Source organism: Streptomyces sp. NPDC043876 (genome assembly GCF_056435825.1).
Map to the genome: position 1 here is coordinate 321658 of NZ_JBWKDV010000011.1, position 19009 is coordinate 340666.

The window sequence follows — 19009 nt, forward strand, 5'->3', positions numbered from 1 at the left end:
AGCCGCCCAGTATCCGCCACAGTGGACCATGAGGTGGTCATCGGGGCGGGCCCGGCGGATTGACAGCCGACCCGGACGGGGTCACGTTGAGTGCATGCGCATCGGGCTCATCGGTACGGGCCGGATCGGTTCCTTCCACGCCGCGGCTCTGGCCCGCCAGCCGCACGCGGGATCGCTGGTGCTCGCCGACGCCGACCCCGCGCGGGCGGCGCTGCTGGCCGCCCGGCTGGGGGCGACGGCCGCGCCCGGTGTGGACCAGATCTTCTCCTGGGGCGTGGACGCGGTGGTCGTGGCGTGCGCCACTTCCGGCCACGCGGAGCTGGTGGTCCGGGCGGTGCGGTCCGGGCTGCCGGTCTTCTGCGAGAAGCCCGTGGCGGCCGACCTGGGCCGCAGCCTCGCGGTGCTGCGCGAGGTGGAGGCCGTGGGCGGGACGCTCCAGGTCGGCTTCATGCGGCGCTTCGACGCGGGGTACGTGACGGCGCGGGAGCTGGTGCGTTCCGGTTCCCTCGGCCGGCTGCACACCGTACGGACCATGACCGCGGACCCGGAGCCGCCCACCGCCGCCTATCTGGCCACGTCCGGGGGCCTGTACCGGGACTGCCTCGTGCACGACTTCGACATGGTGCGCTGGGTGACCGGGCGCGAGGTGCGCGAGGTGTACGCGACCGGCTCCGACGCGGGGCCCGCCCGGTTCCGCGAGGCGGGTGACGTGGACACCGCGGCGGCGCTGCTGACCCTGACCGGCGGGGCCCTGGCGACCTGTACCGGCAGCCGCTGCAACGGCGCGGGGTACGACGTCCGGATGGAGCTGGCCGGTGAGCTGGACCAGGTGGCGGCCGGGCTGGACGACCGTACGCCGATCGCCTCGACCGAACCGCAGGGTCCGCCCCCGGCGGGCAAACCGTGGACCGGCTTCCTGGAGCGGTTCGGGCCCGCCTACGAGGCGGAGCTGGCCGCCTTCGTGCGCCTGGTGCGCGGGGAGGGTCCCAACCCCTGCGACGGCCGGGAGGCGCTGGCCGCGCTGCGCGTCGCCGAGGCCTGCGAGCTGTCGCGGCGCGAGCGGCGCCGGGTGACCCTCGCCGAGCTGCCGGACCTCTGAGCGCGCGGGCGCGCACCGCGGTCGCCCGGCTACGGTCACCAGCGCACCGGGAGCCGCGCGGCGCCCCGCATGAAGCTGCCGGCGAGCCAGGCCGGCGGACCGGCGGCGGGGTCCTCGGCCAGGCCGGGGAAGCGCGCGAAGAGGGAGCGGACCGCGATCCGGGCCTCCATCCTGGCCAGCGGCGCGCCGATGCAGAAGTGCAGGCCGTGTCCGAAGGCGAGGTGGCCCTGGGGGGCGCGGCGGATGTCGAAGGTGTCGGCGTCGGCGAACCGGCCCGGGTCGCGGTCGGCGGCGGCCAGCGAGACCACCACCGTCGCCCCGGCGGGGATGACCGAGCCGCCGATCTCCACGTCCTCGCGGGCGTAGCGGTAGGTGGCGCTCTGCACCGGGCCGTCGTAGCGGAGCATCTCCTCCACCGCGCCGTCGATGAGGCCGTCGTAGTCGGCGCGCAGGGCGGCCAGCTGGCCGGGGTGGGCGAGCAGGGCCCGTACGCCGTTGGAGATGAGGTTGACGGTGGTCTCGTGACCGGCCACCAGCAGCAGGAAGGCCATGCCGATCAGCTCGTCCCGGCCGAGGGAGTCGCCGTCGTCGTCGCGGGTGCGGATCAGCTCGCTCAGCAGGTCCTCACCCGGGGCCTCGGCCTTGGCCGCGACCAGTTCGGCGAGGTAGTCGCTCAGCGCGCGGTGGGCACTGCCGTCCGTGACGCCCCCGGTGGGCGCGACGACCTCGTTCGACCAGTGGCGGAACCGGTCCCGGTCCAGGCCGGGGACGCCGAGCAGCTCGCAGATCACGGTCATGGGCAGCGGGAAGGCGAAGGCCGCGACGAGGTCGGCGGTGCGCTCCGGCCGGGCGGCCAGCTCGTCCAGGAGGCCGTCGGTGATCTGCTGGACGCGGGGGCGCAGGGCCTCGACGCGGCGGCCGGTGAAGGCGCGGGCGACCAGGCGGCGCAGCCGGGTGTGGTGCGGCGGGTCGGATTCCAGCATGTTCGCGTTGGCCGCGGTGACGAGGGCGTCCGGGAACCGCCCGGACCGGCGCCAGTCCTTCGACAGGCCCGCGTGGTGCAGGGCCTGACGGGCCTCGTCGTGGCCGACGACCAGCCAGGTGGGGTCGAAGCCGCCGGCGGTGGCGGTGACCCGGTGGACCGGTCCCGCCTGCCGCAGCCGGGCGTAGAACGGGTAGGGGTCGGCGGTGAAGTCCTCGGCGTTCCCACTGATGTCGACTACGGGCATCGGTCCACCGTACGGCGGGCGTCCACGCGGGGATGCGGGGTTTTCGGCCAGTCGTCGCGGCGCCCCGCCGGCCGCGCGGCCGCGTCGCGCGCGTCCGCCGGGGTGGTCGGTCAGGCGGTGGCCGGGGCGGCGGCGCGGCGGCCCCAGGCGGTGCCGGCCAGCACGAGGGCGGCGCCCGCCAGGCCCGCGGCGCCGAGGTGTTCGCCGCCGATGGCGATGCCCGCCGCCGCGGCCCACAGCGGCTCGGTGCCGAGCAGCAGGCTGACCCGGGAGGGCGAGGCGCGGCGCAGGGCCCACATCTGCACGAAGAAGGCGAACAAGGTGCAGAAGACGGTGAGGAAGGCGAGGGCGGCCCACTCCCGCGTCCCGAAGCCGGCGGCCGCGGCCCACGGGGTGGCGCCCGCGCCGGGCAGGGTCGCGAGGAGGGCGAAGACCAGGACCGCGCCACCGAGCTGGACGGTGGTCAGGGCGAGCGGGTCGGCGTCCTGGACGGACCGCATCCGGGCGGTGAGCAGCACGTTCAGGGTGCGGGCGACGGCGGCCCCGAGGATGAGCAGGTCACCGGCGGACGGCGTGGTGAAACCCGCGCCCTGGGTGAGCAGCACGACCCCGGTGACGGAGACCCCCGCGGCGGCCAGGAAGGCCGTCGGGGGCCGGACCCGGCGCAGGACGGCCTCGGCGAGCGGGGTGAAGATCATGGCCAGGCTGATGACCAGCCCGGCGTTGGTGGCGGAGGTGTGGACGACCCCGTAGGTCTCCAGCAGGAAGATCGCGCCGAGGACCAGCCCCAGCAGGGCGCCGCCGCGCAGCTGGTCGGGCCGCAGCGCGCGCAGCCGCCGCGCCCCCGCCATCACGAGGACCGGCAGGATCAGCGCGAAGCGCAGCACCAGGACGGCGATCACGGTGTGCGGGGTGGTGACGCCCTTGGCGACGAGGTAGCTGGCGCCCCAGACGAGGGCGACGAGCAGGACGGGCAGGTCGGTGAGCCAGGCGCGGCGGGGTGCGAGGCCGGGCGCCGGTAGGGCGGCGAGCGTGGACACGGGTCTCCAACGGCTGGCGGGGGGTGGAGACTTCGGCGGCTCGCACGGGTGCGGTCACCGTACCGGAGCACTGGGTGGCGGGTACACCGGGTTTCGGCCGGCGACCGGCACCGCCGTCAGTAGGCGCCGAAGGCGGGCCGGCCCACGGGCCGGTAGGTCTGGATGACGACCCCGCCGTCGGTCACCCTGGAGGCGGTGAGTTCGCAGGTGGTGGGCTGCGCCCCGGCCGGGAAGAGGCGCCGCCCGGCCCCCAGGAAGAGGGGGTAGACCAGCAGGTTGAGCTCGTCCACGAGACCGCGCTCCAGCAGCGCCCCGACGAGCTGCGCGCTGCCCCAGATGTGGATCTCGCCGTCGGTGGCCGTCTTGATCCGGGCGACCTCCGCCTCCAGGTCCGGGCCGAGGACGGTGGCGCCCTGCCACGCGGGGTCCGCCAGGGTGGTGGACACGACGTACTTGGGCAGGGTGTTCAGCGTGCCCGCGATGGCGTTGTCGGGGTCGGTCTGCTTGGGCCAGTAGCCCGCGAAGATCTCGTACGTCCTGCGCCCGAGCAGGAAGGCTCCGGCCCGCCCGAAGGCTTCGGTGACGAACGCGCCGACGCCCTCGTCCTCGAAGGGCACCTGCCAGCCGCCGTACGCGAAGCCGTCGCTGGGGTCCTCGTCCGGGGCGCCCGGGGACTGCATGACGCCGTCGAGGGTGAGGAAGGTGATGAGGCTCAGCTTGCCCATGGCCGTTCGTCTCCTTGGCAGGGGGCCCGTCGCGGGCCCGTACACGCATGAAGACTCCCGGCCGCCGCGGAACTCATCGGTGCGGCGCGCCTGAACGCGACGTCCGATTCCCGCCAGCGCGCGCGGAGCCCCGCCGCTTTCATTGAACTCGCAACCACTTACGGACGGACGCGGGAGACACACCATGAACGGGAACGAGAACGGGAACGGCAGCGGGAGCGGCACGAGCGGGCGGGTCGCCCTGGTGACGGGCGGCAGCCGGGGCATCGGCGCGGCGACCGCGCTGCGGCTGGCCGCCGACGGGGCGGACGTGGCGCTCACCTACGTGAGCGACGCGGACGGGGCCAAGGAGGTCGTGCGCGGGATCGAGGCGCACGGACGCCGCGGCCTGGCCGTGCGGTCGGACGCGGCGGACCCCTCGGCCGCCGCCGCGGCGGTGGAGCTCGCGGTGGCGGAGCTGGGGCGCCTGGACGTCCTGGTCAACAACGCGGGCATCGGCGTGCTCGGCCCGCTGGAGACGCTGAGCCTCGCCGACGTGGACCGGGTGCTCGCGGTCAACGTGCGCGCCGTCTTCCTCTCGGCGCAGGCGGCCGCGGCCCGGCTCGGCCGGGGCGGCCGGATCATCACCATCGGCAGCTGCATGACGCAGCGGGTGCCGGGGCCGGGCGGCACGCTGTACACGACGAGCAAGGCGGCGCTGACCGGGCTCACCAGGGCCCTGGCCCGGGAGCTGGGCGAGCGCGGCATCACGGCGAACCTGGTCCACCCGGGCCCGGTGGACACCGACATGAACCCGGCCGACGGGCCGTACGCGGACGGGCAGCGCGCGTTGACGGCCCTCGGGCGCTTCGGCACCCCGCAGGAGGTGGCGGCCATGGTCTCGTTCCTGGCCGGACCGGACGCGGCCTACGTCACGGGCGCCGAGTTCTCGGTGGACGGCGGGCACGCGGCGTAGGGCCGCGGGGGGCGTACGCGCCTGGGGGCCCGTAGGCGCTCGGGGGCCGTATGCCCGTACGCGCCGGGGGCCGTACGCCCGTACGCGCCCGGGGGCGCACCGGTACGCGGGTACCGGTGCGCCCCCGGGGCCGTTCGGCGCGGGATCAGCCGCCCAGCTCCTGGTGCCGGGCGGTCAGGGCGGCCGCGCCCCGGTCCGTCAGGGAGCCGAAGAGGCGCAGGCGGGAGAAGCCGCCGTCCGGGAAGATGTCGATGCGGACGTGGCTGCCGACCGCCGGGGCGTCCAGCACGAACCGGTGGTTGGTGTCGGGCTGCAGGCGGGTGCGCGGCAGGAACTCCTGCCATTCGCCGTCCTCGCCGGACTTGACCGACAGGGAGGCCCAGCCCGCCGAGTTGCCCTTGAGGTAGGCGGTGTCGATCTCGACGGCGCGGATCTCGGACTCGGCGACGAGCTGATAGCGGATCCAGTCGTTGCCGTTGTCCCGGCGACGGGCGGTCTCCCAGCCGTCGTCCATCTTGCGCGAGCGGCCCGGGGCGATGGTGTTGGTCGGCGGGGAGTAGAAGCGGTTGGACGCGTCCTGGACCGAGCCGCCGTTCTCCAGCGCGACCACGTCGAAGGAGCCGAGCGCGGCGAGCCACTGCGGGTCCGGGACGACCTCGCCGTAGACGCGCAGGCGGGCGACGCCGCCGTCGGGGTGCTGGTTGAGGCGCAGGTGCGTGAAGCGCTGCTCGGCCGCCACCTCGAAGCCGTTGGCCGCGTGGCCGCCGACGGCGGTGCGCGGGACCAGGGTCGTCCACTTGACGTCGTCGCCCAGGAGTTCCTCGGGGGTCGGGGCGCCCGTCACCGAGGCGCCCTCGACCGAGACGGCCTGCGGCATGTTGCCGCGGAAGTGCGCGGTGTCGACGACGATGCCGCGGATGACGCCGGGGGCGCCGAGGCGGATCAGCGCGAAGTCGTGGTCCTCGGGGGTCGGCCAGGGGTGCTCGGCGCAGACGCCGCGGCGACGGCGGGTCTCCCAGCCGTCCATGACCTTGCCCTTGTGGCCGAAGTGCTCGGGGTCGAAGTGGGCGGCCTCTTCGATGAGCAGGTTCTCCCGCTCGGCGAAGAACTCGTCGTTGGCGAAGATGACTCCGGCGCCCAGGGTGCGGGCGGCGAGGTTCGCGTACTGGGTGAACGGGAAGTCCGCGGTGCGGTAGTCCGCGTACGGGTCGCCGCCCCCGTAGGGGTTCGCGTTGCCGGTGAAGGAAGCCAGAGGAGTTGAGCGCTGCGCCGTCACAGTCAGTTCTGCCTTTCGAGGAGTCGGCCGGTGGGCTCGTTCGGGGTGCCGTGGTCGGCGATCTGCGTACCGCGCAGCCAGGTGGACTTCACGACGCCGTGCAGGGTCTTGCCCGCGTACGCCGTGACCCGGTTGCGGTGGTGCAGGTGCGCGGGGTCCACGGTGAAGGTCTCTTCGGGGGCCAGGACGGCGAAGTCGGCGTCGCGGCCGGCCTCGATCGCGCCCTTGTGGGCCAGGCCCGCCAGCTCGGCCGGGGCGGCGGACATCCAGCGGACGACGTCCTCCAGGCCGTGCCCGCGCTCGCGCGCCGCGGTCCAGATCGCCGGAAGTCCGAGCTGGAGCGAGGAGATGCCGCCCCAGGCGGTGGCGAAGTCGTCCGTCTTCAGGTCCGCCGTGGAGGGCGAGTGGTCGGAGACGATGCAGTCGATGGTGCCGTCGGCGAGCGCCTCCCACAGGAGGTCCTGGTTCGCCGCCTCGCGGATGGGCGGGCAGCACTTGAACTCGCTCGCGCCGTCCGGCACTTCCTCGGCCGTGAGGGTGAGGTAGTGCGGGCAGGACTCGACGGTGATCCGCACGCCCTCGGCCTTGGCGGCGGCGATCAGCGGCAGCGCGTCGGAGGAGGACAGGTGCAGCACGTGGACGCGCGCGTCCAGCCGCTTGGCCTGGGCGATCAGGTTCTCGATCGCGGTGTTCTCGCTGTCCCGGGGGCGGGAGGCGAGGAAGTCGGCGTACTTGGGGCCGGGCACCTGCGGCGCGGACTCCAGGTGGTGCGGGTCCTCGGCGTGGACGATCATCAGGCCGCCGAAGCCGCTGATCTCGGCGAGGGAGGTGGCCAGTTGCTCCTGGTCCAGTTCGGGGAACTCCTCCACGCCCGAGGGCGACAGGAAGCACTTGAAGCCGTAGACCCCGGCGTCGTGCAGCGGGCGCAGGTCCTTGACGTTGTCGGGCAGCGCGCCGCCCCAGAAGCCGACGTCCACGTGCGCCTTCGTGCGGGCGACCTCCTGCTTGACGCGCAGGTGGTCGACCGTGGTGGTCGGCGGGAGGGAGTTGAGCGGCATGTCCAGGATGGTGGTGACGCCGCCGGCCGCGGCGGCGCGGGTGGCCGTCCAGAAGCCTTCCCACTCGGTGCGGCCGGGGTCGTTGACATGGACGTGGGTGTCGACGAGGCCGGGGAGCAGCACGTCGTCCCCGAAGTCCTCCAGCCGGGCCCCGGCCGGGAGCTCGGCCCCGTACGGCAGTACGGCCGTGATCTTCCCGGCGGCGACGGCGACCGAGGCGGCACGCGTCCCCTCGGGGGTGATGACGCGCGTCGAGCGCAGTACCAGTTCCACGACGTCGGCGGACACCGGAACCTCCCCATCTACTTCCACAGAGCGAAATTCAACGTTCTGTTGACGGAGTCTTCACGCCGACGCGGGGCCAGTCAAGAGCCCCCGGACGGACCGCCGACCCACCCGCGTCGTGATTGGAGGTTTCCACAGGATGGAATTAAGATTTCGCTCTACAGAATGTAGCTACCACCACCGGAGCTCCGGCGGGTGACCCACCGGGGCGGCCCGACACCTGGACAAACCGCCTCTGACCGGCAGAGACGGCCCGGCCCCGGCACTAGGGCCGCTGCTGCCCGCCGGGTAGGCTGCTGCCTTGCCTGCCAGCACCGAAAGGACCGCGCCGTGCCGACGTCCAGCGCCAGCACCACCGACGCTTCCTCCAAGACCCCCGCCGCCAGCGGTGGCGTCCAGTCCCTTGAGCGCGCCTTTGATCTGCTCGAACGCATGGCCGATGCCGGTGGCGAGGTCGGTCTCAGCGAGCTGTCCGCCACCAGCGGACTGCCCCTGCCCACCATCCACCGCCTCATGCGCACCCTCGTGGCGTGCGGCTACGTCCGCCAGCAGACGAACCGACGGTACTCCCTCGGCCCCCGGCTGATCCGCCTGGGCGAGTCCGCGGCACGCCTCCTCGGCACCTGGGCCCGCCCCTACCTCGCCCGCCTGGTCGAGGAGACCGGCGAGACGGCGAACATGGCGCTCCTCGACGGCGACGAGATCGTGTACGTCGCGCAGGTGCCCTCGAAGCACTCCATGCGCATGTTCACCGAGGTCGGCCGCCGCGTGCTGCCGCACTCCACGGGCGTGGGCAAGGCACTGCTGGCGTACACCCCCGCCGACGAGGTCCGGGCCCTGCTCGCCCGTACGGGCATGCCCGCCGCGACCGAGAAGACGATCACCACCCCCGAGGGCTTCCTCGCGGCGCTGGAGCAGGTCCGCCAGGTCGGGTACGCGGTCGACGACAACGAGCAGGAGATAGGGGTCCGCTGCCTCGCCGTCTCGGTGCCGAACTCGCCGACCCCCGCCGCCATCTCGATCTCCGGTCCGGCGGGCCGGGTCACCGAGGCCCTCAACGACTCGATCGTGCCGATCCTGCAGGGCATCGCGGCCGAGCTGTCCGTGGCGCTCTCCACGCAGAACCCGGCGCACCAGGATCGCTGAGTACGGCCGCCGAGCACGCCGGGACCCCGGTCCGCCTCCTGGAGGGGGACCGGGGTCCCGGCGTGTCCGGCCGGCCGGCTCAGGCCGCCGGGGCGCTCTGCGCCTGCGTCAGGCGGCCGTCGGTCATCGTCACCGTGCGGTCCATCCGCTCCAGGTGCGCGTGGTCGTGCGTGACCAGGACCGTCGCCGTCGCGCGCTCGCGGGTGAGGGTGACCAGCAGGTCGAGCACCGCCGCGCCGCGCTCGTGGTCCAGGGCGCTGGTCGGCTCGTCGACGAGCAGCACGGCGGGCTCGTTCATCAGGGCGCGGGCGATGTTGACGCGCTGGCGCTGACCGCCGGAGAGCTGGTGCGGGCGCTTGTCCGCCTTGTCCGACAGGCCGACCGCGTCGAGCAGCTCCAGCGCCCGGCGGCGCAGCTGCCGGGCGGGCCGCCCCGAGAGGTGGGCCATCACCTGGAGCTGCTCGGCGGCGGTCAGCGAAGCGAGCAGGTTCGGCTGCTGGAAGACGATCCCGATCCGCTCGCGGCGCAGCCGCGCCGTGTCGGCGGCGCCGAGCGCCGCGGTGTCCTCCCCGGCCACCACGACGCGCCCCGAGTCCGGCCGGACCAGGGTGGCCGCGACCGCGAGCAGGCTGGACTTGCCGGAACCGGACGGTCCGACCACCGCGGTCAGGGTGCCCGCGGGGACCTCCAGGCGGACGACGTCCAGGGCGGTGAGCCGAGTGTCGCCGTCCGGGTAGGTGAGCGTGACGTCGTGCACGAGCAGGGTCATCGGGCGCTCCCGAGTGCGGTCAGCGGGTCGACGGCGGTGATCCGCCGGATGGACAGGGCCGCCCCGACCGCGCCCAGCACGATCATGACGGCGGCGGGCACGAGGACGGTGGCGGCGTCCAGGACGAAGGGCACGGCGCCGCCGCTGATCAGTGCGCCGATACCGGCGGCGAGGCCGGTGCCGAGGCCCGTACCGAGGGCGAGCATCACCACGGCCTGGCCGAGGGCGTCCTTCAGCAGGTACGGGGTCGACGCGCCCAGGGCCTTCAGTACGGCGATGTCCCCGCTGCGCTGGATCGTCCAGACCGTGAAGAAGGCCCCTATGACGAGGGCGGAGATGGCGAAGAGGAAGCCGCGCATGAGCTGGAGCGAGCCGTTCTCCGCCTGGTAGGAGCCGATGGCACCGAGTGCCTCGTCCATGGTCCGGCTCTTGCTGGCGGAGGCCCGGTCGCCCGCCGCCCAGTCCACGGCCCCGCCGCCGCTGAGGGCGACGACCGTGGCGGACGTGCCGGTCGGGCTGCCGGGGGTACCCGGCGTGCCAGGCGTGCCCGGCATGCCCGGCATGCCGGGGTTGCCGAGGCGCTGCCAGTCGTCGAGGTCCATCCAGACGACCGGGGTGTGGCTGTAGGAGGCGGTTCCGTAGACGGCGCCCACGGTCAGTTCCAGTGCGCCGGTCCGGAGCGTGGAGCCCGTCGTCAGGCCGCCGAGCTCCTCGGCCGCCTTTTCGGTCAGGACCACCCGGCCCCGGCCGAGGGCGCCGGGGGGCGCCCCGGGGGCCAGTCGGCCGCCGGGCTCGACGCCGAAGACCGAGACGGCGGCCGTCCGCTCCCCGACTGCCGCGTTGGTGGTGCGGATGCCGAGCGGGTCCGCGGACGTCACCCCCGGCCGCTCCCGCCAGGCCCGCCAGGCGCTCTCGGGAAGCCGGGAATCGGTGAAGGACACCTTCTGGTCACCGGCGGGGGCGGCGAAGGCGAGGCGGGTGGCGGGCAGACCGGTGATGGCCGAAACGTTCTCCCGGGCCAGTCCGGAGGTGAGCCCCGACAAGAGGCCCACGAGCAGCGTGATCAGCACCACGACCGCGCCCATGAGGGCGAAGCGGCCTTTGGCGAACCGGAGATCTCTCCATGCGACGAACATGGCTCCCACCTTGGTCTTCCCCGGGGAGACGGGGCATCGCGCGGCGGGAGCGAACCTCGTATCGAAGGGCGGAGGCCGACATCAACCTTTTGGTTGACCGGCCGGCCGGCTGGCGCCGCGCGCGGGCGGCCTACGCTGGTCGGGCCATGGAACCCGCCCGCACCACCCGCCCTTTCCGGCCGCCGCCCTCCGCCTCGCCGCCGGGCGCGCTGTCCGGCCCTCCGGTGACTCAGGCGCCTTCTGGTGCGGCCGGTCCCGTCGGGACGCCCGGTCCCGTCGGTGCGCCCGGTCCCGCCGGGACGCCCGCCGTCCCCGGCCGGGCGCTGACGCCCGTCTCGCGGGTGCTGCGGCTGTGTCTGCACGCCCTGCTGTTCGGGCTGCTGGCGCTAGCCGCCGCGCGCGCCGTGACCGGCTCCGCGCCCGACGCCGGGTGGGTGATCACCGCGTGCGCGGTGCTGGCCACCGTGTACGTCGCGGGCGTACGGGCGCCCGTCGTGCACCGCTCGCCCCGGGCCGGGGCGCTCTGGCTGGCCGGGCTCGGCGCCGCCTGGGCCGGGCTGCTGGTGGTCTCCCCCGACGGGCTGTGGATCGCCTTCCCGCTGTACTTCCTGGAGCTGCACCTGCTCCGGCTGCGCTGGGGGGTCGCGGCGGTCGCGCTGACCGCCTGCGCGGCGATCGGGGGCTTCCTGGGCCACAGCGGCGCGGTGAGCCCCGGGGCGTTCCTGGGGCCGCTGCTGGGCGGCGCCGTGGCGGTGGCGACCGTACTCGGCTACCAGGCGCTGTACCGGGAGAGCGAGCGCCGCCGCCGGCTGATCGAGGAGCTGATCACCACCCGCGCCGAACTGGCCGCCGCCGAGCGGGGTGCGGGCATCCTCGCCGAGCGGGAGCGCCTCGCCCGCGAGATCCACGACACCCTCGCCCAGGGCCTCTCCTCCATCCAGCTGCTGCTCCGCGCCGCGGAGCGGGCGCTCGGCGACGGGGGCCGGGCGGAGGGATCCTGCACCGGGCCGGACGGGGCGCACGGGGCGGACAGGGCAGACGCGCCGCAAGGGGCGCACGGGGCCGACGACGGCCGGACAGCGGCGCTCGCGCACATCGCCCGGGCCCGGGAGGCCGCGCAGGAGAATCTGGCGGAGGCCCGGCGGTTCGTACGGGCATTGAGCCCGCCCGATCTGGAGCACGGCTCGCTCGCCGCCGCCCTGGAGCGGCTGTGCGTCGGCGCCCCGGGCGTGCGGGCGCGGTTCTCACTCAGCGGGCGCCCGGCCGTACTGCCGACCCCGTACGAGGTGGCGCTGCTGCGGATCGCCCAGTCCGCACTGGCCAACGTGGTCCGGCACGCGGGCGCCGGGCGCGCGGAGATCACCCTGACCTTCATGGACGCCTCCGTCACCCTGGACATCGTCGACGACGGCCGCGGCTTCGACCCCGCGGCGGCCCGCCCGGCCGGGCACGCGGACGCGCTCGCCGACGGGCGCGGAGCCGGGGCCGGCGGGGACGCGGACGGGCGCGACGGCGGCGGCTTCGGGCTGCCCGCCATGCGCTCGCGCGCCGAGAGCCTGGGCGGCCTCTTCACCGTGGAGTCCGCGCCCGGCCAGGGCACCGCCGTGGCCGTCACCCTGCCCCTTCCCGTGGAGGCCTCCCGATGACCATCCGGCTGCTGCTCGCCGACGACCACCCGGTGGTCCGGGCCGGGCTGCGCGCGGTCCTGGACACCGAGCCCGGATTCGCCGTCGTCGCGGAGGCGGCGACCGCCGAGCGGGCGGTCGAACTGGCCGCCTCGGAGCCGGTGGACGTGGTGCTGATGGACCTCCAGTTCGGCGCCGGAATGCACGGCTCCGAGGCCACTGCCCTGATCACGGCCCGGCCCGGCTCCCCGCGCGTGCTGGTCCTGACGACGTACGACACCGACGCGGACATCCTCGCCGCGGTCGAGGCGGGGGCCTCCGGCTACCTGCTCAAGGACGCGCCTCCGGAGGAGCTCGCCTCGGCGGTGCGGACGGCCGCGGCGGGCCAGTCGGCGCTCGCGCCCGCGGTGGCGCTGCGCCTGATGGACCGGATGCGGACCCCGGCCGAGGCGCTCACCAAGCGCGAGCTGGAGGTGCTCCAGCTGGTCGCCGACGGGCTGTCCAACCAGCAGATCTCCAAGAAGCTCTTCCTCAGCCAGGCCACCGTGAAGTCCCATCTGGTGCACATCTACGCGAAGCTCGGGGTCGATTCGCGGACCTCGGCCGTCGCGGCGGCGGGCGCGCGGCGGCTCATCCGCACCCCCTGACGGGCAGGGCCCCTACGCCACCCAGTGCGGCCGCTCCACCGCGGGCGCCAGCGGCACGCCGTCGTGGAAGGCCGCGGCGAGGCGGCGCACGCCCTCGTCGAGCAGCTCGGCGGGGAGCGTGTACGGGATGCGCAGCCGGTGTTCGAACGTCCCCGGGTCCACCCCGAAGCGGGCGCCGCGGCCGATGTGCACCCCGCCGGCCCGGGCGCGGTCGGCGAGGGCGGAACTGACCGGTTCGCCGAGGTCCACCCAGAGCGAGAGACCGCCGGGCGGCACCTGCCAGGACCACTCGGGCGCGTGCCGCCGGAGCGAGCCGGTCAGCGCGGCCCGGCGCTCCCGCAGCTCCGCGAGCCGCACGGGCAGCGACCGGTCGAGCCCCGCCAGCAGGGGCAGCGCGACGAGCTGGTCGAGCACGGACCCGGTCATGTCGGCGCACACGCGTGCGGTCGTCAGCTCGGCGATCATCTTGCCGGTGGCGCGGATCCAGCCGACCCGGAGCCCGCCCCAGTGCGTCTTGCTCAGCGAGCCGATGGTGACCACGTGGTCGGCGCCGCCGCGCGGCGCGAGCGAGGCTAGGGGCGGCGGCGCGGGCACGTCGAGGGCGATGTCGGCGATGGTCTCGTCGACGACCAGCCAGGTGCCGGTGCGGCGGGTGGCGGCCAGCAGCCGCAGCCGCTGCTCCTCGGGCATCAGGGCCCCGGTCGGGTTCTGGAAGTCCGGTATGACATAGGCCAGGCGCGGCACGGTCTGGCGCAGCGTGGACTCGGCGATCTCCATGTCCCACCCGGCGTCGGAGACGGCGATGGAGGCGGTGCGCAGCCCGGCGCGGCGCAGCGCGTCGAGGGCGTTGGCGTAGGTGGGGTTCTCGGTGACCACCCGGTCTCCCGGGCGGCACAGCAGGCTGGTGACCAGCGTGAAGGCCTGCTGGGCGCCCGAGGTGACCAGGATCTGTTCGGGCCGGGTGGGCAGGCCGCGCCGGGTGAAGCGGTCGGCGACGGCCGCGCGCAGGTCGGGCAGGCCGAAGGGGTGGTAGCCGGGGGTGCGGGCGAGGGCGGGCAGCCGGGGAGCCGCCCAGGCCAGGGCCTCGGCGAGGCTGCCGTCGGGCGCGCCCATGGCGGCGATGGCCAGGTCGATGCCGGGCTCGCCGTCGGCGCTGTAGCCGCCGGTCCCGAGGAGCGCGTGGGCGCCGACCGGGGCGTGTCCCTCGGGCAGTTCGGTCCAGGTGCCGGAGCCGCGGCGGCTGCGGACGTATCCGCTCTCGCGCAGCAGGTCGTAGGCGCTGGAGACGGTGGCCCGGCTGGCGCCGACGGCCTCGGCGAACTCGCGTTCGGCGGGGAGGCGCACGTGCAGGGCGATCCGGCCGTCGAGGATCAGGGTGCGGACGGCCTCGGCGAGGCCGCGGTAGCCGGGGCGGGCGCGGACGTCCGCGGGCAGCAGGGCGGCGAGCTGGCGGCTGCCGATGGCCCTGTCCGCCGTGTGGACCACTCGCTCGTTCGCCATGCCAACCTCCCCTGATTGGCTCTGCCTGCCAGGCCAATCGAGGGTCCAGACTGACCGTATTGGACCCCGATTGGCAAGGACGTGAGGAAAAGATGCTGACCGACCGAGACGAACGGGCGCTGGCCCGGGCCGCCGAGAACCGGATCGCGGTTCCGCTGCGGGTGGGTGGCGCCGCGGCCCGGATCCGGCGGGCGCTGGCGTCCGTGCCGGCCCTCCTGCGGTCGGTCCGGCCGGGTACGGGGAGAGAATCGGGGGCATGGCAGACACCCCGGCCGCCGCGTCGGCCCCGCACGACCCCGCAGCCGACACCGCTCGGGTCGGCCCCGCACGCGTCGACTCCGCACCCATAGGCCCCGCTCCTGGCCCGGTGACGCCCGGGGCGGGGGTCGCGGGCCTGCTGCTCGCGGGGGGCGGGGGGCGCCGGCTCGGCGGGCGGCCCAAGGCCCTGCTGCCCTACCTCGGCCGCCCGCTGATCGAGAACGCGGTCCGCGTGCTGCGCGAGGCGGGCTGCGCTCCCGTGCACGTGGTGCTGGGCGCGGCGGCGCGCGAGGTGCGCGAGAGGGCGGACCTGACCGGCTGCGTGGTGGTCGACAACCCGGACTGGGCCGAGGGCATGGGTTCGTCGCTGCGGGTCGGACTGGCCTCGCTGGCGGGTACGGGCGCGGCCGCGGCGCTGGTCTCGCTGGTGGACCAGCCGGGCATCGGCGCGGCGGCGGTGGCCCGGGTCCGGGAGGCGTACCGCTCCCCCGCGAGCCTGGCCGCGGCGGCGTACGGGGGCGAGCGCGGCCACCCGGTGCTCTTCGGCGCGGACCGGTGGGCGGACATCGCGGCGACGGCCACCGGCGACCGGGGGGCCCGGGTCCACCTGGCGCGACACGCCGACGAGCTGGTCCTGGTGGAGTGCGGGGACATCGCGGAGGCCTTCGACATCGACACGCCGCCCGACCTGGCGCGTCTCGGTTGAGCGGGGTGTGACCGCGGTGGCACCGAGGGCCACCGAACGACGGAATCTGTCGACCCGGAGAATCTCGACATCAACAAACCATTGAACTTCCACCATGAGGAAATTACTATCCACTGGTCAGAAGCGCCCTGAACCACAGACGGCGCCCGCGACCGTTTCCCGGAACTCTCTCCAGTCCGCGGCACTGCGTGCCGCATGCGCGAGCATTCCCCCGCGGCCGCCAGGCACCGCCGCTGAAGGAGTGACAGTTATGTCCGCACCAGCGCCGTCCCCGCTGGCCATCGTCGACGCCGAGCCCCTGCCCCGGCAGGACGAGGTCCTCACCGAAGCGGCCCTCGCCTTCGTGGCCGAGCTGCACCGGCGGTTCACCCCCCGCCGCGACGAACTGCTCGCCCGCCGCGCCGACCGGCGCGCCGAGATCGCCCGCACCTCCAGCCTCGACTTCCTCCCGGACACCGCACAGGTCCGCGAGGGCGACTGGAAGGTCGCGCCGGCCCCGGCCGCGCTCAACGACCGCCGCGTGGAGATCACCGGTCCCACCGACCGGAAGATGACCATCAACGCCCTGAACTCGGGCGCCAAGGTCTGGCTCGCGGACTTCGAGGACGCCTCGGCTCCCACCTGGGAGAACGTCGTCACCGGCCAGCTCAACCTGATCGACGCCTACGAGCGCCGGATCGACTTCACCGACGCGCGCACCGGCAAGTCGTACGCCCTCAAGCCCGCGGAGCAGCTCGCCACAGTGGTCATGCGCCCCCGCGGCTGGCACCTCCAGGAGCGCCACCTCCAGATCGACGGCCGCCCGGTCCCCGGCGCGCTCATGGACTTCGGCCTCTACTTCTTCCACAACGCGCAGCGCCTGATCGACCTCGGCAAGGGCCCGTACTTCTACCTGCCGAAGACCGAGTCCCACCTGGAGGCGCGCCTCTGGAACGAGATCTTCGTCTTCGCGCAGGACTACGTCGGCATCCCGCAGGGGACCGTCCGCGCGACCGTCCTCATCGAGACGATCACCGCCGCGTACGAGATGGAGGAGATCCTCTACGAGCTGCGCGACCACGCCGCCGGCCTGAACGCGGGCCGCTGGGACTACCTCTTCTCGATCGTGAAGAACTTCCGTGACGGCGGCGAGAAGTTCGTCCTGCCGGACCGCAACGCGGTGACGATGACCGCCCCGTTCATGCGGGCGTACACCGAACTGCTGGTGCGCACCTGCCACAAGCGCGGCGCGCACGCCATCGGCGGCATGGCGGCCTTCATCCCGTCCCGCAAGGACGCCGAGATCAACAAGGTCGCCTTCGAGAAGGTCAAGGCCGACAAGGACCGCGAGGCGGGCGACGGCTTCGACGGCTCCTGGGTCGCCCACCCGGACCTGGTCCCGATCGCGATGGCCTCCTTCGACGCGGTGCTCGGCGAGAAGCCGAACCAGAAGGACCGGCTGCGCGAGGACGTCTCGGTGGCGCCCGGCGAGCTGATCGCGATCGACTCCCTGGACGCGAAGCCGACGTACGAGGGCCTGCGCAACGCCGTCCAGGTCGGCATCCGGTACATCGAGGCGTGGCTGCGCGGCCTGGGCGCCGTCGGCATCTTCGGCCTGATGGAGGACGCCGCCACGGCCGAGATCTCGCGCTCGCAGATCTGGCAGTGGATCAACGCGGGCGTCGTCTTCGAGGACGGCACCCTGGCCACGGCCGATCTGGCCCGCGAGGTCGCCGCCGCCGAACTCGCCGCGATCCGCGCCGAGGTCGGCGAGGAAGCGTTCGCGAACGGCAAGTGGCAGCAGGCCCACGACCTGCTCCTCCAGGTCTCCCTCGACGCGGACTACGCCGACTTCCTGACCCTCCCGGCGTACGACCAGCTCACCGGCTGACCCACCCGCCCCACCCGCCCGCTCCGCCCCGCCCCTCGGCTGAACTCGCACAGCAGCCGAAGCACCGCAGGCGCCGCAGGCGCCGCAGGCGCCGCAGGCAACGAAAGGTCCGGCCCGGCACCTACCCAGGTACCGGGCCGGACCTTTCGCGTTCCCGGACGCCGGCGACCAACGGAGACCGAACGTACGGTCGGGCGTTACGTCATCGTAATCTGCGGCTACCTAGCGGTAACAACGTGCCGCGTGTCACCTTTCCGGTTGCCACCGGCCGGCGGTACCCCCACCAACGCAGCCATGCACCGGAGTCGTGCGCGACTTCGACGTGGCCGACCGCAGGAGTTCCGCAGTGATCGGATTCCGCACCGTCAGCAAGAAGAACCGGACCCGCAGTCGTGTGCGACGACTCGCCGGGGCCGGTCTGGTCCTTCCGCTCGCCGTCAGCGCCCTGCTGGCGGGCGGGGCCGGTACCGCGGCCGCCGGCCCGGGCAACGGACCCACCGCCGTGGTCTCCCTGGGCGACAGCTACATCTCCGGTGAGGGCGGCCGCTGGAAGGGCAACAGCCTGACCAACAGCGGCAGTCGCACCGGCACCGACCGCGCCTGGACCACCGGCAGCAGCTACGACCCGTCGAAGGTGTACGGCGCCACCGCGGGCGGGTGCGACCGGTCGGACTCGGCCGAGGTCCGCAGCGCGGGGGCGGTCGCCGACGTGGCGGTCAACCTGGCCTGCTCCGGCGCCGTCACCGACAACGTGTTCCGCGCCTCCAACGGCGGTGTGCCCTTCAAGGGCGAGGCCCCGCAGGCCGATCAGCTCGCCGGGGTCGCCGCGGCGAACGACGTCAAGGTCATCGCGCTGTCCGTGGGCGGCAACGACCTCGGCTTCGCCGACATCATCCAGGAGTGCGCGTACGACTTCGTGCTCTGGGGCTCCTACTGCTACGACGACCAGCAGGCGGTCGTCGACCAGAAGATGGACGCGGTCATGGCGAAGGTCGGCAAGTCCGTCGACGAGGTCCGCGCCGTGATGCGCGGCGCCGGTTACGCCGACTCCGCGTACCGGATCGTGCTGCAGTCCTACCCGTCGCCGATCCCGCGCGGCGCGGAGAACCGCTACCCGCAGAGCGACTGGAGCCGCGTGAACACCGGCGGCTGCCCCTTCTGGAACAAGGACTCGGACTGGGCGCGGGACTCGCTCGTGCCGCAGATCGCGAACCGTCTGAAGGCCGTCGCCGCCGCCAAGGGCACGCAGTTCCTGGACCTGCGGGACATGATGCAGGGCCGGGAGGTCTGCGCCAGGGCGAGCAAGCTGGTGACCACGGCATCGCCCGCGTCGGCGAAGACGAGCGAGTGGGCGCGCTGGATCGACAGCAGTCAGACCCAGGGGCCCATCCAGGAGGACATGCACCCGAACTACTTCGGGCAACTCGCCGCCGGCCGCTGCCTCTCCCTGGTCCTGTCCCAGCCCGCGGCCACTGCCTTCGGCTGCCGCAACACCGCGGGCGGCGACCAGAGCGGGATGTACCTGACCCCGGCGTCGTAAGCCCTCGTACTCCCAGGTGGGCCGTACGCGCACACGCGCATACGGCGGTGGGGGGGGGGGGGGGGAAGGGGGGGGGGGGGGGGGGGGGGGAGGCGGGGGGGGGGGGGGGGGGGGAGAAGGAGGGGGGGGGGGGGGGGGGGGACAA

Annotated in this window: 16 protein-coding genes; 8 read left to right on the plus strand and 8 right to left on the minus strand. The window is 74.2% G+C overall.

Translation table 11 applies throughout. The features are described 5' to 3' along the window. The first annotated feature begins 94 nt into the window (after window positions 1-94). Window positions 95-1099: a Gfo/Idh/MocA family protein gene (locus tag AC0693_RS30940; protein ID WP_478803488.1), complete on the plus strand. Its 1005-nt coding sequence runs from the start codon at window positions 95-97 to the stop codon at window positions 1097-1099. A 35-nt stretch (window positions 1100-1134) separates the two neighbouring features. Here AC0693_RS30940 and AC0693_RS30945 read toward each other — a convergent pair whose 3' ends face one another. The 3 genes from AC0693_RS30945 to AC0693_RS30955 all read right to left on the minus strand — a co-directional run bounded on the left by AC0693_RS30945 (window position 1135) and on the right by AC0693_RS30955 (window position 4093). Continuing rightward, entirely contained in the window at window positions 1135-2328 is a 1194-nt protein-coding gene (locus AC0693_RS30945) for a cytochrome P450 family protein (RefSeq protein ID WP_478803489.1), read from the minus strand. Window positions 2329-2438: 110 nt separating this feature from the next. After that, window positions 2439-3368, minus strand: a complete 930-nt coding sequence (locus tag AC0693_RS30950) for a DMT family transporter (RefSeq protein WP_478803490.1) — start codon at window positions 3366-3368, stop codon at window positions 2439-2441. Window positions 3369-3484: 116 nt separating this feature from the next. Then, on the minus strand, window positions 3485-4093 hold the full coding sequence (locus tag AC0693_RS30955; protein ID WP_478803491.1) for a dihydrofolate reductase family protein: 609 nt from the start codon (window positions 4091-4093) through the stop codon (window positions 3485-3487). A 184-nt stretch (window positions 4094-4277) separates the two neighbouring features. On the opposite strand from AC0693_RS30955, the gene AC0693_RS30960 reads away from it, so the two are divergent. Further along, complete coding sequence (locus tag AC0693_RS30960; protein WP_356404921.1) at window positions 4278-5048, plus strand: SDR family oxidoreductase; 771 nt, start codon at window positions 4278-4280, stop codon at window positions 5046-5048. 145 nt (window positions 5049-5193) lie between these two features. Here the strand turns inward: AC0693_RS30960 and alc are convergent, their stop codons facing one another. Next, window positions 5194-6324, minus strand: coding sequence for an allantoicase (alc, locus tag AC0693_RS30965; RefSeq protein ID WP_469321008.1), 1131 nt, complete (start codon window positions 6322-6324; stop codon window positions 5194-5196). Window positions 6325-6326: 2 nt separating this feature from the next. Further along, window positions 6327-7670: an allantoinase AllB gene (allB, locus tag AC0693_RS30970; RefSeq protein ID WP_469321007.1), complete on the minus strand. Its 1344-nt coding sequence runs from the start codon at window positions 7668-7670 to the stop codon at window positions 6327-6329. A 327-nt stretch (window positions 7671-7997) separates the two neighbouring features. On the opposite strand from allB, the gene AC0693_RS30975 reads away from it, so the two are divergent. After that, window positions 7998-8813: an IclR family transcriptional regulator gene (locus AC0693_RS30975; RefSeq protein ID WP_356404915.1), complete on the plus strand. Its 816-nt coding sequence runs from the start codon at window positions 7998-8000 to the stop codon at window positions 8811-8813. Window positions 8814-8892: 79 nt separating this feature from the next. Here the strand turns inward: AC0693_RS30975 and AC0693_RS30980 are convergent, their stop codons facing one another. Then, window positions 8893-9582 carry an ABC transporter ATP-binding protein gene (locus AC0693_RS30980; RefSeq protein ID WP_469340113.1) on the minus strand — a complete coding sequence of 230 codons (690 nt, stop codon included), beginning with the start codon at window positions 9580-9582 and terminating at the stop codon, window positions 8893-8895. Beyond that, window positions 9579-10718: an ABC transporter permease gene (locus AC0693_RS30985; RefSeq protein WP_478803492.1), complete on the minus strand. Its 1140-nt coding sequence runs from the start codon at window positions 10716-10718 to the stop codon at window positions 9579-9581. The genes AC0693_RS30980 and AC0693_RS30985 overlap by 4 nt, the downstream gene beginning before the upstream one ends. A gap of 146 nt (window positions 10719-10864) precedes the next feature. On the opposite strand from AC0693_RS30985, the gene AC0693_RS30990 reads away from it, so the two are divergent. Continuing rightward, entirely contained in the window at window positions 10865-12364 is a 1500-nt protein-coding gene (locus AC0693_RS30990) for an ATP-binding protein (protein WP_478803493.1), read from the plus strand. Beyond that, window positions 12361-12990, plus strand: a complete 630-nt coding sequence (locus tag AC0693_RS30995) for a response regulator (protein WP_478803494.1) — start codon at window positions 12361-12363, stop codon at window positions 12988-12990. Before AC0693_RS30990 ends, AC0693_RS30995 begins: the two co-directional genes overlap by 4 nt. Before the next feature lie 12 nt (window positions 12991-13002). Here AC0693_RS30995 and yczR read toward each other — a convergent pair whose 3' ends face one another. Next, window positions 13003-14490, minus strand: a complete 1488-nt coding sequence (gene yczR / locus AC0693_RS31000; protein WP_478803495.1) for a MocR-like transcription factor YczR — start codon at window positions 14488-14490, stop codon at window positions 13003-13005. Window positions 14491-14884: 394 nt separating this feature from the next. On the opposite strand from yczR, the gene AC0693_RS31005 reads away from it, so the two are divergent. The 3 genes from AC0693_RS31005 (at window position 14885) to AC0693_RS31015 (ending at window position 18864) form a co-directional block, all read left to right on the plus strand. Continuing rightward, window positions 14885-15454, plus strand: a complete 570-nt coding sequence (locus AC0693_RS31005; protein ID WP_469321009.1) for a nucleotidyltransferase family protein — start codon at window positions 14885-14887, stop codon at window positions 15452-15454. 250 nt (window positions 15455-15704) lie between these two features. Then, window positions 15705-17324 carry a malate synthase A gene (aceB, locus tag AC0693_RS31010; RefSeq protein ID WP_478803496.1) on the plus strand — a complete coding sequence of 540 codons (1620 nt, stop codon included), beginning with the start codon at window positions 15705-15707 and terminating at the stop codon, window positions 17322-17324. A gap of 307 nt (window positions 17325-17631) precedes the next feature. Further along, window positions 17632-18864: an SGNH/GDSL hydrolase family protein gene (locus AC0693_RS31015; protein WP_478803497.1), complete on the plus strand. Its 1233-nt coding sequence runs from the start codon at window positions 17632-17634 to the stop codon at window positions 18862-18864. Window positions 18865-19009: the final 145 nt, after the last annotated feature.

What these genes read in the sequence shown, in the direction of transcription:
- AC0693_RS30940 (WP_478803488.1), top strand. Translation starts at nt 95, where the DNA reads ATGCGCATCGGGCTCATCGGTACGGGCCGGATCGGTTCCTTCCACGCC.
- AC0693_RS30945 (WP_478803489.1), bottom strand. Translation starts at nt 2,328, where the DNA reads ATGCCCGTAGTCGACATCAGTGGGAACGCCGAGGACTTCACCGCCGAC.
- AC0693_RS30955 (WP_478803491.1), bottom strand. Translation starts at nt 4,093, where the DNA reads ATGGGCAAGCTGAGCCTCATCACCTTCCTCACCCTCGACGGCGTCATG.
- AC0693_RS30960 (WP_356404921.1), top strand. Translation starts at nt 4,278, where the DNA reads ATGAACGGGAACGAGAACGGGAACGGCAGCGGGAGCGGCACGAGCGGG.
- AC0693_RS30980 (WP_469340113.1), bottom strand. Translation starts at nt 9,582, where the DNA reads ATGACCCTGCTCGTGCACGACGTCACGCTCACCTACCCGGACGGCGAC.
- AC0693_RS30985 (WP_478803492.1), bottom strand. Translation starts at nt 10,718, where the DNA reads ATGTTCGTCGCATGGAGAGATCTCCGGTTCGCCAAAGGCCGCTTCGCC.
- AC0693_RS30990 (WP_478803493.1), top strand. Translation starts at nt 10,865, where the DNA reads ATGGAACCCGCCCGCACCACCCGCCCTTTCCGGCCGCCGCCCTCCGCC.
- AC0693_RS30995 (WP_478803494.1), top strand. Translation starts at nt 12,361, where the DNA reads ATGACCATCCGGCTGCTGCTCGCCGACGACCACCCGGTGGTCCGGGCC.
- yczR (WP_478803495.1), bottom strand. Translation starts at nt 14,490, where the DNA reads ATGGCGAACGAGCGAGTGGTCCACACGGCGGACAGGGCCATCGGCAGC.
- aceB (WP_478803496.1), top strand. Translation starts at nt 15,705, where the DNA reads ATGTCCGCACCAGCGCCGTCCCCGCTGGCCATCGTCGACGCCGAGCCC.